Source organism: Pseudomonas sp. RIT-PI-r (genome assembly GCF_001297015.1).
GTDB lineage: Bacteria > Pseudomonadota > Gammaproteobacteria > Pseudomonadales > Pseudomonadaceae > Aquipseudomonas.
Genome location: NZ_LIGE01000023.1, coordinates 60,893 through 75,139, shown reverse-complemented (window position 1 = coordinate 75,139; position 14,247 = coordinate 60,893). Strand labels below are relative to the sequence as shown.

The following is a 14,247-nucleotide window of genomic DNA, read 5'->3' as shown; positions in this document are numbered from 1 at the left end:
CTGGTAGACTCCGCCGCCATTATGATCCGACTTCAGAACCTGACTTTACAGCGTGGCCCGCAACGTCTGCTAGAAGACGCCGAGCTGACCCTGCACGCCGGCCACAAAGCCGGCCTCATCGGTGCCAACGGCGCCGGCAAATCGAGCCTGTTCGCCTTGATTCGGGGTGAACTGCACCCGGACTCGGGTGATTGCTTCCTGCCGGCTGACTGGCGCATCGCTCACATGCGCCAGGAAATCGAGACGCTCGAGCGTCTTGCCGTCGACTATGTGCTCGATGGCGACCTGCGTCTACGCGAGGTGCAACGTGACCTCGCCGCTGCCGAAGCGGCGCACGACGGTGCCGCTCAGGCCCGCCTGCACTCGGAACTCGACAGTGCCGACGGTTACACCGCCGATGCGCGGGCGCGCAAGTTGCTCGCCGGCCTGGGTTTCACCAACGAACAGATGGATCGTCAGGTCGGGGATTTCTCCGGTGGCTGGCGCATGCGTCTGAACCTGGCGCAAGCGCTGATGTGCCCGTCGGATCTGTTGCTGCTCGACGAGCCGACCAACCACTTGGACCTCGACGCGATCATCTGGCTCGAAGAGTGGCTGAAAAGCTACCCGGGCACCTTGCTGCTGATCTCCCACGACCGCGACTTCCTTGACGAAGTCGTCGATCACGTGGCGCATGTCGATCAGCGCAAAATCACCCTCTATCGCGGCGGCTATACCGCGTTCGAACGCGCCCGAGCCGAGCGTCTGGCCCAACAGCAACAGGCCTACGAGAAGCAGCAGGCGCAACGTGCGCACATGGAAAGCTACATCGCCCGCTTCAAGGCGCAAGCGACCAAGGCCCGTCAGGCGCAGAGCCGGATCAAGGCCCTGGAGCGGATGGAAGAACTGTCGGCCGCCCACGTCGACTCGCCGTTCGACTTCGTCTTCCGCGAGTCGACCAAGATCTCCAGCCCGCTGATCGACCTGTCCGATGCGCGTCTGGGTTACGGCGACAAAACCATCCTGGAGAAGGTCAAGCTGCAACTGACCCCGGGTGCGCGGATCGGCCTGCTCGGCCCGAACGGCGCGGGTAAATCGACCCTGATCAAGAACCTTGCCGGCGAGCTGTCTCCGCTGGGCGGGCGCCTGACCCGTGGCGAGAACACCGTGGTCGGTTACTTCGCTCAGCATCAGCTCGATTCGCTGGACGCCAAGGCCAGCCCGTTGCTGCATTTGCAGCGTCTGGCGCCGACCGAGCGCGAGCAGACCCTGCGCGACTTCCTCGGTGGTTTCGATTTCCGTGGCGCACGCATCGACGAACCGGTGCTGAATTTCTCCGGTGGCGAAAAGGCCCGACTGGCCTTGGCGCTGATCGCCTGGGAACGGCCGAACCTGCTGCTGCTCGACGAACCGACCAACCACCTCGACCTGGAAATGCGCCTGGCGCTGACCATGGCATTGCAGGAATTCAGCGGCGCAGTGTTGGTGGTGTCTCACGATCGGCACTTGCTCAAGAGCACCACCGACAATTTCTACCTGGTCGCTGACGGCAAGGTCGAGGAGTTCGATGGCGACCTCGAAGACTACGCACGCTGGCTGGTGGAATACCGTCAGCGCAATGCCCCTGTCAGTAATACTCCGGTGAACCCGGACAAGACCGACAAGAAGGCCCAGCGTCAGGCCGCTGCGGCGTTGCGTCAGCAACTGGCGCCGCACAAGCGCGAGGCCGACAAGCTCGAAGCCGAACTGGGCAAGCTCCACGAGAAGCTTGCCAAGGTCGATGCCAGCCTCGGCGACAGCGACATCTACGAGCCGGCGCGCAAGAACGAGTTGCGTGATCTGCTGGCCGAACAGGCCAAGCTGAAGGTTCGCGAAGGCGAGCTGGAAGAAGCGTGGATGGAAGCCCTCGAGGTGCTGGAAAGCATGCAGGCGGAGCTGGAGGCGCTGTCCTGATGGAAGCGTTCAAGCTGCCGCTGCCGGCGGTGTGGGTCGAGCCGATCTGGTTTACGGTGCAGATTCTGCTGATCCTGCTGGCCGGCTATCTCACCCAGCGCTTTGTCGCCAAAGGCCTGACCCGACTGGGTGAGCGCTATCCGTTCCCGCCGCAATTGCTGATGCCGCTGCGTGGAGTGCTGCGCTGGCTGATCATGGGCAGTGCGCTGATCTTCGTCCTGGAGCGCCTCGGCGTCTCGGCCACGGTGTTGTGGACGGCGTTGTCGGGTTTCGTCGCGGTGGCGGCGGTCGCGTTCTTCGCGATGTGGAGTGTGCTGTCGAATTTGCTCTGCGCGATTCTGATCTTCACGGTCGGGCCGTTTCGCCTGGGCGATATCGTTGAGTTGGTGGACACCACCGACAAGCCGGGCGTGAAGGGGCGAGTGGTGGCGATCAATCTGCTCTACACCACGTTGATCGAGGCGGAAGAGTTGGGGACTGGCAGCGCGATGGTGCAGGTGCCGAACAGCTTGTTCTTCCAGCGCTCGGTGCGGCGTTGGCGCGGGACGGATGTGTTTCCTTCCAGCGGGTTTGAGAAGTAAGTCTTAAAGCAAGATCAAAAGATCGTCCGATCGCGGCCCGAGCCTGCGGCAGCTCCTACAAGGATCGCATTCCCATGTAGGAGCTGCCGCAGGCTGCGATTTTTTGCTTTTAGGCCCAATCCGCATTAGCTTGAGCGTCTGTCACGATTCAGATGTGAGGTGTGCGATGGAGCTTCAAACATGGCTGGCGTTTTTTGCCGCCTGCTGGGTGATCAGCCTTTCCCCGGGTGCTGGCGCCATTGCGTCGATGTCCAGCGGTCTGCAATACGGGTTCTGGCGCGGCTACTGGAATGCGCTCGGTCTGCAAATCGGTCTGGCTGTACAGATTGCGATTGTCGGCGCCGGCGTTGGCGCGATCCTCACCGCTTCGGCCACGGCCTTCCACGCGATCAAATGGTTCGGCGTCGCCTACCTGGTGTATCTGGCCATCAAGCAATGGCGCGCGCTGCCCATGGACATGAGCGATGACGCGGCGGTGCGGCCGATCGGCAAGCCGCTGGCGCTGGTGTTCCGTGGCTTTCTGGTCAACATCAGCAACCCCAAGGCGTTGGTGTTCATGCTCGCGGTGCTGCCGCAGTTCATCAACCCGCATGCACCGCTGTTGATTCAGTACGTGGTGATCGGCGTGACCATGGTCTGTGTCGACCTGATTGTGATGGCCGGTTACACCGGTCTGGCGTCGAAGGTCTTGCGTCTGTTGCGCACACCGCAGCAGCAGAAACGCATGAACCGCACGTTTGCCGGGCTGTTCATCGGCGCGGCGGCGTTTATGGCGACGTTGCGCAAAGCCGCCGCGTAAACCCCACAGGCACAAAAAAGGCGACCTCCCGAGGTCGCCTTTTTATTGCCTGCGAGTTACTCAGCGCAAAATCACCGGCGCCGTATCTGGCGGCAGGTTGTTGCGCTGAGCCGGCTCGCGCGATGGTTCGTAACTGCCACCGCCGAGCTGCTGGCTCAATTGCCCGGCGACATCCTCACCCAAGGCCTTGGACACGTCACGGACTACCCGTGGACGGTTCAGCGACACATGGATGTCCCGGCTGTTCACCAGTTTGGTGTCCTGCGCTTCACCCATCGCGGTGAAGGCCGAGATGATTTCGTAGGTCTTGGTATTGATCAGGCTGAAGTCCGCGACCAGTGTCAGGGCCAGTACCGCCGAATAGCTGTCGGTGTTCGCCAGCTCGTTCATGTCCTGAGTGAAGTCGATGTCGGACACCGTGCCGAAGAGCACATAGTCGGCGCCCTTGTAGCTGCCAGCCTTGATCCGCTTGATCACGTCGTAGACATCGCCCTTGGACGACGCCGTGTACGGCTTGCCTTGGATCAACTGGAACATGCCGGTACGGAGGATTTCGCCTTTGATGTCGCCGGTGAACCGGCGCAATTCGGTCTGCTGGATGTAGCTGTTGGGCGTCTCGTATTCTTCATAGCTGGACGAGCCGCTGGCGCCGTAATAACTCTCCTGGTGATTGCTCTGCGCCGAGATGGTGTGAATGTATTGCTCCACGCGTTCTTCGTACGCCAGGTCGGCAACAGCAACTTTCGGGGCCGCCTGCACGCTGAACGCGCAAGCCAGGGCCAACAGGCCAATCCATGTGCGCATCGATCAACGCTCCGTGGTTTTGCGGATTTCTTTTTCGTCCATCCATTCGGCCAGACCGCTTTCGACATCGATCAGTTGCAGGCTGAATTTGTAGAAGACGTCCTTGTAATCGCTGCTGCGCTTGACGATCGAGCTGATCGAACCTTCAAGCCGGTATTTGGCGGCGATCATGTTGCCAGTCTTGGCCACGGTGCTCTTCTTGTACAGGCCGCTCTGGTTTTGCAGCTTGAGCTGATCGATCTGGCTTTGCATCGCGGTGTTGTCGCTGGCGAAGCGGGCCACCCCGGATTTCATCAACTGAGTCTTGATGCTGGTGGTTATTTCGCGGGTGTCGATGTATTCGCTGGTCTTGTTCATCACGTCGTAGACCTGAACCACCGGACGGCCCTGCAGAACCCCGGACTGGGCCAGCGAGCGAGTCATCGACTCGGCGATCATCTGCAGGTCGGTGGAGCCGAACTCGTTGGTGACGGTTTCAACCGCTCTGGGGTCGCCGTAACTGATATTGCTGCTGCCCAGGGTTGGCGAGTTGTCGACACAACCGGAGACCAGCAAGGCGAAAACGGCGAGGCAGGAGACGCGTGCAAACATGGGAGTGCTCTCTGGAACGAAATAGGGCGTCGGGTTCAAGGCGTCTGGAGTTCCAGACGAAAGTCCACGGCTTTCGGGGTGGGAGCGATGCTCTGGAGGAAGCTGTTCTGTCCGCCGTAGATCAACTGGGGTTTCCAGACTTCATCGTCGGCGACTGGAAAGCCTTCAGCACTGAGCCAGGCGAAACGGTAATAGAAGGTCTTGTTGCGCTTGTCGGTGTTGTTCAATTGCACGCCAACGGTCATGAAGCCGTTTTCCCGGGCGACGCGCATGTTACCGACCGCAATGTTCTTCAGCTCGCCCATCGCCACCACTTTGCTCGCCGCGCTGCCCGGGGCCGGGGGTGACGGTGGAGGCGTTGCGCAACCGCTGGTCAGCAAGGCGAAGGCCGCCACCGCGATGAGTTTGAAGCGCATGCAAAGACTCCGTTCTTGAGGTTGTCCGAGGCGGGTGACGGGGCACACGCCGATGCTCGGCAGATTGACGGTCTGCCCGATTTTCTTCAAGCGCCAACGCACGACTTGAGTCATTTCCCTTTCAGGTCCGACACCGCCGCTGTCGGCGGTACGTAAGCCGTGCCGATGATAAATAACCGGTCGCCGAATGCCCGCAGGTTGATGACCTGGTGATCACGATCAATGCGAACGGTCAGCGTACCGGCAGCATTGGGCGCATTGATGGTGTGGTTGCCCTTTTTCAGGCGCAGTCGCGCTACCAGGGTCTTATCGGGCAGGGTGCGCCAGGTGCGGGTATCCGCCTCTTCGAATAAATCTTTTTCGGTCACGACCAGTGAGGCCTTGGTGGGGTTTTGGGTGTTGTAAGAAGCTTGGCCGACGGCCGCCATATTGGCGCGGAACCGCGCCGATTCAATGATATCGGGCATGTCATCACGCAAGGTGCGCGTCGCCATGTCGGTAACGCTGTTGATGAGGCTCAAGGGGCGTTTGCGCGCATCGACCTTGATCGAGTCGAAAGACGGCGTGACCGTGTCCGGCACCATCACCGGAAAGGAAATCGGTGCCTCGATGACCAGGGTTTCATTGAGCTGCACTGGAATCAGTACTTTGACCGAGGCGCGGGCAGGGGCCAGGCCACTTTGCACCACGATCAACACGTCGCTTTCGTCAGCCTGCGCCGGCGGTTTGTCGAGATTGCGCAATGCTTGCTCGAGAAAAGGTACGTTGGGGCGCAGTTCGATGGCTTGCCGATAGCCCGGTGCAGCCAGATCACGCTCGCCCAAGGCCTCATAGGTGAAACCGGCCAGATAATGGCTGAACGCACTCTGGTAACCGTTTTTCAATTCGATGACCGACGGCGCATCAAGGGTGGTCACCGGGTAGCCCCGCAGGTCCTTGTAATGCACCTTGATGCCCTGTGCCTTGGCTAGCTCTTCGGCTTCGTCGTACTGGTGCTCGCGCGCTCGGGCGATCAGTGCTTCGCGCTCGTGGGTTTTCTTGATGTCGGTCCGGGCGCCTTCGAAGTCGTTGACGGACAATTGGTTGAGGGCCATTTGCGTGGTCAGCATGACCTTTTCGTAGTCATAACCGTCGTAGCGCTGCAGTTTGTCATTGACCAACATGACGCCCATTTCCCGGCCTAATTGACCGAGGAATTTCATCGGTGCGGAAGGCACGGCGTCTTCGCGCTGGGCAATCATCTGGTCAGCACTGCGCCAGGCCATCTGGCTCTCGGGCAGCAAGCTGCCGAGGCTGAGGACCGCGCCTTTTTCGAAGTAATAGAGCAGATCCTTGGATTCCCACGGGTTGTTCCACTCGATCAGGTACAGCGCGGCATCGACATTGCCCATCATCAGTTGATCGGTGGTTTGCTGCATTTCCAGGTCGTAATTGCGGTAAGCGGCGCATCCGTTGAGTTGCGCAACGATGCTGAGCAGCACAGTCAACAGCAGGCAGTGACGCATGACGGTGGCTTCTTCCTTGGGCGCAAAGGGGCTGATGTGGCGCATTATAAGGATCAGTGGTGGCAATGTGCTTGGCTGTTTTGCACAGCTTCTGCGCGGCCTGTCAGGTGCCAGGCCAGCACTGGTTGAGCTAGGCTTGCGCCCCCGCTGCTCAATTCAAACCGGTGCCCTGATGAATCAACTGCTGGCCATGCGTGCGTTCCGTTGCATCGTCGAGTGTCACGGTTTCAGCGCCGCTGCCGAACGGCTCGACACCACGCACTCGACCATCTCCCGGCAGTTGCAGCAGTTGGAAGCTGAACTCGGCACGCGGCTGATCAATCGCAACACCCGACGCTTCAGCCTGACCACCGCGGGCCAGCAGTATTACGCCGCGTGCGTGGACATTCTCGAGCGCCTCGATCAGGCCGCCGTCGCCGTGGCGCAAGCCCATGAAAGCCCCAGCGGCGTTTTGCGTATCAGCGCACCCATGGTCATCGGTACGCTGGAACTGGCCAACTGGTTGCCGGCGTTTCAGCAGCGCTATCCCGAAATTGAAGTCGATTTGTCCTGCGATGACCGTTTTGTCGATCTGATTGCCGAGGGCTTCGATGTGGCCCTGCGCATTTGCGGGGCGCTGGAGGATTCATCGCTGGTGGCGCGATTGCTGACGGTGTCGCCGATGCTGCTGGTGGCTTCGCCGGCCTACGTGGCTCGGCATGGTTTGGTGCGACAGATACGCGAATTGGCGGAACATCAGATGCTGGGATTCACTGCTGGAAGCGATTGGTTGCTGACTGATTCCCATGGCGCAACCACACCAGTCAATCCCCAAGGTCGCTTCAAAACCGATTCGATCAGCTCGCTGCACGCCGCCGCACTGGCTGGCGTCGGTATTGCCGCGTTCACCCGGGCTACGGTGCAGGACGACTTGTTGAGCGGACGTCTGGTGCACATCCTGCCGGATTGCAGCCTCGGCCAGCGGCACTATTACGCGCTGTATCCCCACGCCCGCCACGTTGCGCTCAAGGTAAAGGTTTTCGTCGAATTCATGGCTGAGCATTACCGCAATCTCACGGCACCTTTACGCTGAATGCCGACAAAGCTTGAGGGAAACGCCTGCGAAGTGAACAATATGTAACTTCGCATTTCCATTTGAGAACTGTTCATGATTGCCTCGTCCCGATTCCTGGCCTGGCTGGTGTTCCCGCTGTGCGCGCTGAGCAGCTTCAACCTGCTGGCCGATACCGTGGAAGGCGCTCCGCAAGCGCTGCACCTGCTTGATTACATCAGCGCGGATTACCCGCCGACGGTCGAGGCTGGAACAGTCGTCGATGATGCCGAATACCGTGAGCAACTGGAGTTCACCCAAGCGCTGCAAAGCCTGATCGCGGGCATGCCGGGCAATCCTGAAAAAGCCGCGCTGGAACAGGGCGTGAGTGTCTTGCACGCTGCCATCACCGCCAAGCAGGACGGTGCGCAAGTCGCCCGTCAGGCGCGGCAACTGGGCGCGCAACTGGCGGTGGCGTATGAAGTCAGCCAAGCGCCGATCATCACTCCGGATCCCACCCGTGGCGCGCCGCTCTATGCGCAGAATTGCTCGGTGTGCCACGGCGCCAGCGGTGTCGGCGACGGCCCGGCAGGCCTGGGCATGACGCCGGCGCCGGCCAATCTGCGTGACGCTGCGCGGATGGACCATCTGAGCCTTTATGCGATCTACAACACCCTCGGCCAAGGTGTCGAAGGCACTGACATGCCGGCGTTTGCCGACCAGCTCGATGATCGTCAGCGTTGGGATCTGGCCACCTACATCGCGGGCTTCAGCGCCGAGGCTGCGGCCGCCAAATCCGAGAAGACCTACAACATCGCCGATCTGGCCCGCCAGACCCCAGCCGAAGTGCTGGCCGCCGAAGGTATGCCCGCCGCCGCGACCTTTCGTGCACAACGGGCGCAACCGCCGCAGGTCAAGCGTGGCCCGGCGCAGTTGCTCGACTACACCGCAGCGACACTGGACAAGAGCCTTGCCGCCTACCGCGCCGGCGAGCACGATCAGGCCTACGACCTGTCGGTGGCGGCGTATCTGGAAGGCTTCGAACTGGTCGAGAGTTCGCTGGATAACGTCGATGCCAACGTGCGCAAGGACACTGAGAAGTCGTTGATGGCGTACCGGCAGTCATTGCAGGACGGTTTGCCCGTCGAGCAGGCCGAGCAGCGTCTGGACGCGGCCAAGGCCAAGCTGAAAGAGTCCGCCGGCCTGTTGGGCAGCGATGGCTTGAGCTGGTCGCTCAGCTACATCTCCGGTCTGCTGATTTTGCTGCGCGAAGGCCTGGAAGCGATTCTGGTGCTGGCGGCTATCCTTGCCTTCCTGCGCAATACCGGTCAGCAATCGGCGGTGCGCAGTGTCAACGTCGGTTGGGGTTTGGCGCTGTTGGCCGGCCTCGGCACCTGGGCGTTGGCAGCGTATGTCATCGATGTCAGCGGCTCGCAGCGTGAGCTGCTGGAAGGCGCGACGGCGCTGTTCGCCAGTGTGATGGTGCTGTGGCTTGGCGTGTGGATGCACGACCGTCGCCATGCAGCGGCTTGGCAGGATTACATCAAGAGCAGTCTGGTCGGCGGTGGCGGACGCTTCGGCTTTGCGATTCTGGCGTTCTTCTCGGTGTACCGCGAGTTGTTCGAGGTGATCCTGTTCTACGAAACCCTGTGGCTGCAGGCCGGCCCGGCCGGGCATGACGCGGTGCTCGCCGGTGGCGCGACGGCGCTGGTGCTGCTGGTCGGACTGGCGTGGGTGATCCTGCGTGGCTCGGCGAAACTGCCGCTGACGCTGTTCTTCAGCATCAACGCGGCGTTGCTGTGCGCATTGTCGGTGGGGTTCGCCGGGCATGGCGTGAAGGCGTTGCAGGAGGCCGGGATCTTCGGCACGCGGCCAGTGGCGTTCTTTGAGTTTGACTGGCTGGGGATTCATGCCGATGCGTATTCGTTGACGGCGCAGGCCGTGGCGATTGTGGCGATTGTTGTGTTGTATGGGCGTAGTTGGGTGGCTGAGAAGCGGCGGGTAGCCGCTTAACAGCATTCGCTGCGCTCACATTCGCGAGCAAGTCGAATCGTCGCACCGTCACTCCCACAGGGTTTGCGCGTAACCTGTGGGAGTGACGGTGCTCACATTCGACTTGCTCGCGAATTTTTTGGAGTAAAAAAATGCGTGTATGGATCGATGCCGACGCTTGCCCTCGGGCGGCGAAGGATCTGGTGGTGAAGTTCGCCCTCAAGCGCCAGTTCGAAGTGGTAATGGTGGCCGGGCAGCCGCAGATCAAGCCGGGGCTGGCCATCGTCAAGCTGATCGTGGTGCCGAGCGGGCCGGATGCGGCGGACGATTATCTGGTCGAACACGCGGTGCCGGGGGAACTGGTGATCTGCAGCGATATCCCGCTGGCCGATCGGCTGGTGAAGAAGGGCGTGGCGGCGCTCGACCCGCGCGGCAAGGAGTTCGATGCGCAGAACATGGGTGAACGGCTGGCAGTGCGCAACCTGTTCACCGACCTGCGTGAGCAAGGCCAGATGAGCGGCGGCCCCGCGCCGTTTGGCGACCGCGAAAAGCAGGCGTTTGCCAATGCGCTGGACCGGATCCTCACGCGCCTGGCCCGCAACACCTGAGCCCCACACAAATCCCTTGTAGGAGTGAGCCTGCTCGCGATAGCGGTCGATCATTCAACAGATATGTTGCCTGACACACCGCCATCGCGAGCAGGCTCACTCCTACAATAGACCGTGTCAGGCGTCATTTTCGTGGGTCAGCTCTAATACTCGGTCGACCAGTTTGTTGATCCCCGAAGCAGCCTCGCTGATGTTCTGCGCCAGCATGTAAGCCGGGGTCGTCACCAGTTTGCGCGCCTTGTCTTCAATGATCTCGGTCACCGCGCAATCTTCGTGGGTCGCGCCCATCTTGTTCATCGCCGTGGCGGTGTCGGCATCGTTGCCGATGGTGCAGGTCACGCCCGGGCCGTAGATCTTCGCGGCCAATGCCGGCGAGATGCACATCAGGCCCACTGGTTTGCCTGCTTCGGCGAATGCCTCCGCCAGCGCCAGCACTTCAGGCTGCACGCTGCAGCCAGCGCCTTCGACGGCAAAGTTGGACAGGTTTTTCGCCGCACCAAAGCCGCCGGGCACGATCAGTGCGTCGAAGTCGTCAACGTCGGCCTCGCGGATGTCCTTGATGTTGCCACGGGCAATCCGCGCCGATTCCACCAGCACATTGCGCGACTCGGGCATTTCTTCGCCGGTCAGGTGGTTGATCACATGCAATTGCGCGATGTTCGGGGCGAAGCACTGCACCTGGGCGCCGCGTTGGTCGAGGCGCAGCAGGGTGATGACGCTCTCATGGATCTCGGCGCCGTCGTATACGCCACTGCCGGACAGGATCACTGCAACTTTTTTGCTCATGGTTTTCTCTCCAGATTCATGGCGCTAAATGTCCACTAAATTGTCGCGCGTTGCCATAGGGTTAATGGGCGGCTACACCTAGGATCAGTCCTCAAGACTTCATTCAGGGCGCGTCATGGACTTCATTCTGTATGCGGTGCCGTTTTTCCTCGTGTTGATCGCGGTTGAACTGATTGCCGACCGCTGGCGCGGGGTCAGCAACTATCGCCTGGCGGACGCGGTGAACAGCATCAGCACCGGTGTGTTGTCGACCACCACCGGGTTGCTGACCAAAGGTGTCGGGCTGCTCACGTACGCGTTTGCCCTGGAACATCTGGCCTGGCTCAGGCTGCCGACGGACCGCTTCTGGGTCTGGGTGTTTGCGTTCGTCCTCTACGACTTCTGCTATTACTGGCTGCACCGCATGGGGCATGAGCGCAACATCCTCTGGGCCGCGCATTCGGTGCATCACCAGAGCGAGGAGTACAACCTCTCCACCGCGTTGCGCCAGACCAGCACCGGGTTTCTGCTCGGCTGGGTTTTCTACCTGCCGATGGCGTTGCTTGGCGTGCCGCTGCTGGTGTTTGTCAGCGTCGCGGCGCTCAACCTGCTGTATCAATTCTGGGTGCACACCAGGCACATTCCCAAGCTCGGCTGGTTCGAGTGGTGCTTCGTTACGCCATCCAATCATCGGGCTCACCATGCACAGAACGCTCTCTACATGGATCGCAACTACGGCGGGGTGTTCATTCTTTGGGACCGGTTGTTCGGCACGTTTCAGGAAGAGGACGATAACGAACCGGTGATTTTCGGTGTGACCACGCCATTGGCGAGCTGGAATCCGCTGTGGGCCAACCTGCAGTTTTATGCGCAATTGTGGGATGACGCACGCCGGGCCGAGCGCCCGTGGGACAAGCTGCGGATCTGGTTCATGCGCACCGGTTGGCGGCCGGCGGACGTGGCGGCGAAGTACCCGATGAGCAAGCCGGATCTGGCTCGATTCCGCAAATTCGACGTGCCGCTCGAGCGGCGCCTGCAGTGGTATGTGGCGCTGCAGTTTTGCGTCTACATCGCGCTGGGCAGTTATCTGATGAACCTGGAGCGTAGCCTGCCGACGGCCGCGCTGTTACTCGGCTGGGGCGCGGTGGCTTTCGGGGTGTTTGCGTTGGGCGTGGCCCTGGAGAATCGCCCGTGGGCGCTGAAGGTCGAACTGTTGCGGCTGGGGTTGAACGTGCCGCTGCTGTGGCTGGCGCCGCTGGTCGGGCTTTGGCCGGCCAGCCCGCTGATGGGGGCGGGCCTGCTCGGTTACAGCCTGCTCAGTGTTGGCGGGCTGTACGTGAGTCGCCAGTGCGTTATTCGGCTGGCGTCTTAGGGTCGGCGGTTTTTGCCTGTTCGGCTTGCTGCAGTTGCAAGGCTTTTGCTGCTTGCTCGTCGGCGTAAACCTGTTTCGCCAGACGGGCATTCTTGAAGCGCCGACGCAGCCACAGGCCGACGCCCAGCACCAGCAACGCACCGAGCACCCACAGCTCATATTTTTTGATACTGCCGAGCATGCCTTCCAGCACCGCGCCGAAGTGGTAAGCCGCAGCGGCCAGCGCGGTGGCCCAGATCGCCGCGCCAATGCCGTTCAGCAGCAGGTAACGTCCCGGCGGATAACCCGACAGGCCGATCGCCACCGGCATCACCGTGCGCAGGCCATAGACGAAGCGGAAGCTCAGCACCCAGATATCCGGATGCCTGCGAATGTGTTCCAGCGCGCGGTCGCCCATCATCTGCCAGCGTGGTTTGCGCGCGAGCAATTTGCGCCCGTGCTTGCGCCCCATGAAGTACCACAGCTGATCGCCGGCATAGCTGCCGAAGAACGCCACGACCACCACAATATTGATGTCCATGTATCCACGGAACGCGAGGAAGCCTGCGAGCACCAGAATGGTTTCGCCTTCGAAGAACGTGCCGAGAAACAAGGCAAAGTAGCCAAAGTCATGCAGAAATTGTTGGAGCATTGTCTGGGTGCTGGCGAAATGAACGCGCAGCCTAACCCTTCGGACACATTCATGAAAGTGTCCAAATGTGTCTCGACGTGAACAATTCCTACACTGAGAATGGAATGCGGCTACATGTCGCGGACCTCACACAACTGTCATCTGTTCGTCATAATGGCCGTCTATAACTGTCACGCTCGCCCGTTTGCGCGGGCTCAGGAGTCTGCCGTGAGCTTTACCCCAGCCAACCGTCTGTTCCCTGCAACGCGCCTGCGTCGTAATCGCCGTGATGATTTTTCGCGTCGGCTGGTCCGGGAAAATGTGCTGACGGTCGACGATCTGATCCTGCCGGTATTCGTGCTCGACGGTGAAAACCGCCGCGAAGCCGTGGCCTCGATGCCCGGGGTAGAGCGCTTGAGCATCGATTTGCTGCTCGAAGAAGCCGCCAAGTGGGTCGAGCTGGGGATTCCGGCGCTGGCATTGTTCCCGGTAACTCCTGCCGAATTGAAATCCCTCGACGCTGCCGAAGCGTGGAACCCCGAAGGCATTGCCCAGCGCGCTACCCGCGCCCTGCGTGAGCGCTTTCCGGAGCTGGGGGTGATCACCGACGTTGCGCTCGATCCGTTCACCACCCACGGTCAGGACGGCATCCTCGACGACGAAGGCTACGTGCAGAACGACATCACCGTTGATGCACTGGTCCGTCAGGCCTTGTCCCATGCTGAAGCCGGCGCCCAGGTCGTCGCGCCGTCGGACATGATGGACGGTCGCATCCAGGCCATTCGCGAAGCGCTGGAAATCGCTGGCCACGTCAACGTGCGGATCATGGCTTATTCGGCCAAGTACGCCAGCGCCTACTACGGGCCGTTCCGCGATGCCGTGGGTTCGGCCTCTAACCTCGGCAAGGCCAACAAAGCCTCTTATCAGATGGATCCGGCCAACAGCGACGAAGCGTTGCACGAAGTCGGTGCGGACTTGTCTGAAGGCGCGGACATGGTCATGGTCAAACCCGGCATGCCGTATCTGGATATTCTTTTCCGGGTAAAAGATGCCTTCAAAGTGCCGACCTTCGTCTATCAGGTCAGTGGCGAATACGCCATGCACATGGCAGCGATCCAGAATGGCTGGTTGAGCGAAGCGGTGATTCTCGAATCACTGACCGCCTTTAAACGTGCCGGTGCAGATGGCATCCTGACTTACTTTGCCGTTCGTGCCGCTCAATTGTTACGAGAGCAGAAATAG

The 14,247-nt window shown here is 60.9% G+C and carries 14 protein-coding genes; 8 read left to right on the top strand and 6 right to left on the bottom strand.

The genetic code is table 11. The features are described 5' to 3' along the window. Positions 1–21 precede the first annotated feature (21 nt). The 3 genes from AK821_RS09950 to rhtB all read left to right on the top strand — a co-directional run bounded on the left by AK821_RS09950 (position 22) and on the right by rhtB (position 3,312). Positions 22–1,932 carry an ATP-binding cassette domain-containing protein gene (locus AK821_RS09950; protein WP_038359116.1) on the top strand — a complete coding sequence of 637 codons (1,911 nt, stop codon included), beginning with the start codon at positions 22–24 and terminating at the stop codon, positions 1,930–1,932. Then, positions 1,932–2,513 carry a mechanosensitive ion channel family protein gene (locus AK821_RS09945; protein ID WP_016985893.1) on the top strand — a complete coding sequence of 194 codons (582 nt, stop codon included), beginning with the start codon at positions 1,932–1,934 and terminating at the stop codon, positions 2,511–2,513. The genes AK821_RS09950 and AK821_RS09945 overlap by 1 nt, the downstream gene beginning before the upstream one ends. Positions 2,514–2,679: 166 nt before the next feature. Beyond that, positions 2,680–3,312, top strand: coding sequence for a homoserine/homoserine lactone efflux protein (gene rhtB, locus AK821_RS09940; protein ID WP_034152015.1), 633 nt, complete (start codon positions 2,680–2,682; stop codon positions 3,310–3,312). 60 nt (positions 3,313–3,372) lie between these two features. On the opposite strand, the gene AK821_RS09935 is transcribed toward rhtB, so the two are convergent. The 4 genes from AK821_RS09935 to AK821_RS09920 all read right to left on the bottom strand — a co-directional run bounded on the left by AK821_RS09935 (position 3,373) and on the right by AK821_RS09920 (position 6,628). Then, on the bottom strand, positions 3,373–4,116 hold the full coding sequence (locus AK821_RS09935; RefSeq protein ID WP_064389508.1) for a penicillin-binding protein activator LpoB: 744 nt from the start codon (positions 4,114–4,116) through the stop codon (positions 3,373–3,375). Positions 4,117–4,119: 3 nt separating this feature from the next. Then, positions 4,120–4,707, bottom strand: a complete 588-nt coding sequence (lpoB, locus tag AK821_RS09930) for a penicillin-binding protein activator LpoB (RefSeq protein WP_064389507.1) — start codon at positions 4,705–4,707, stop codon at positions 4,120–4,122. A 35-nt stretch (positions 4,708–4,742) separates the two neighbouring features. Further along, positions 4,743–5,123, bottom strand: a complete 381-nt coding sequence (locus AK821_RS09925) for a YcfL family protein (RefSeq protein ID WP_064389777.1) — start codon at positions 5,121–5,123, stop codon at positions 4,743–4,745. Positions 5,124–5,233: 110 nt separating this feature from the next. Continuing rightward, a complete protein-coding gene (locus tag AK821_RS09920; RefSeq protein ID WP_064389776.1) occupies positions 5,234–6,628 on the bottom strand; it encodes a COG3014 family protein in 1,395 nt (464 codons plus the stop codon). A gap of 172 nt (positions 6,629–6,800) precedes the next feature. Between AK821_RS09920 and AK821_RS09915 the strand changes: the two genes are divergently transcribed. The 3 genes from AK821_RS09915 (at position 6,801) to AK821_RS09905 (ending at position 10,258) form a co-directional block, all read left to right on the top strand. Next, positions 6,801–7,700 carry a LysR family transcriptional regulator gene (locus AK821_RS09915; RefSeq protein WP_064389506.1) on the top strand — a complete coding sequence of 300 codons (900 nt, stop codon included), beginning with the start codon at positions 6,801–6,803 and terminating at the stop codon, positions 7,698–7,700. Positions 7,701–7,775: 75 nt separating this feature from the next. Then, complete coding sequence (locus AK821_RS09910; RefSeq protein WP_064389505.1) at positions 7,776–9,671, top strand: FTR1 family protein; 1,896 nt, start codon at positions 7,776–7,778, stop codon at positions 9,669–9,671. Positions 9,672–9,802: 131 nt separating this feature from the next. After that, positions 9,803–10,258 (top strand): YaiI/YqxD family protein, encoded by a 456-nt coding sequence (locus tag AK821_RS09905; RefSeq protein WP_064389504.1) that lies wholly within the window; start codon positions 9,803–9,805, stop codon positions 10,256–10,258. Positions 10,259–10,375: 117 nt separating this feature from the next. On the opposite strand, the gene elbB is transcribed toward AK821_RS09905, so the two are convergent. Continuing rightward, entirely contained in the window at positions 10,376–11,044 is a 669-nt protein-coding gene (gene elbB / locus AK821_RS09900; protein WP_038359087.1) for an isoprenoid biosynthesis glyoxalase ElbB, read from the bottom strand. A 115-nt stretch (positions 11,045–11,159) separates the two neighbouring features. On the opposite strand from elbB, the gene AK821_RS09895 reads away from it, so the two are divergent. Further along, positions 11,160–12,395: a sterol desaturase family protein gene (locus tag AK821_RS09895; protein WP_064389503.1), complete on the top strand. Its 1,236-nt coding sequence runs from the start codon at positions 11,160–11,162 to the stop codon at positions 12,393–12,395. Here AK821_RS09895 and AK821_RS09890 read toward each other — a convergent pair. Next, positions 12,376–13,026: a DedA family protein gene (locus tag AK821_RS09890; protein WP_064389502.1), complete on the bottom strand. Its 651-nt coding sequence runs from the start codon at positions 13,024–13,026 to the stop codon at positions 12,376–12,378. The genes AK821_RS09895 and AK821_RS09890 overlap by 20 nt on opposite strands. A 207-nt stretch (positions 13,027–13,233) precedes the next feature. On the opposite strand from AK821_RS09890, the gene hemB reads away from it, so the two are divergent. Next, the gene (hemB, locus tag AK821_RS09885) at positions 13,234–14,247 is read left to right on the top strand and encodes a porphobilinogen synthase (RefSeq protein WP_064389501.1); all 1,014 of its coding nucleotides are present in this window, start codon (positions 13,234–13,236) and stop codon (positions 14,245–14,247) included.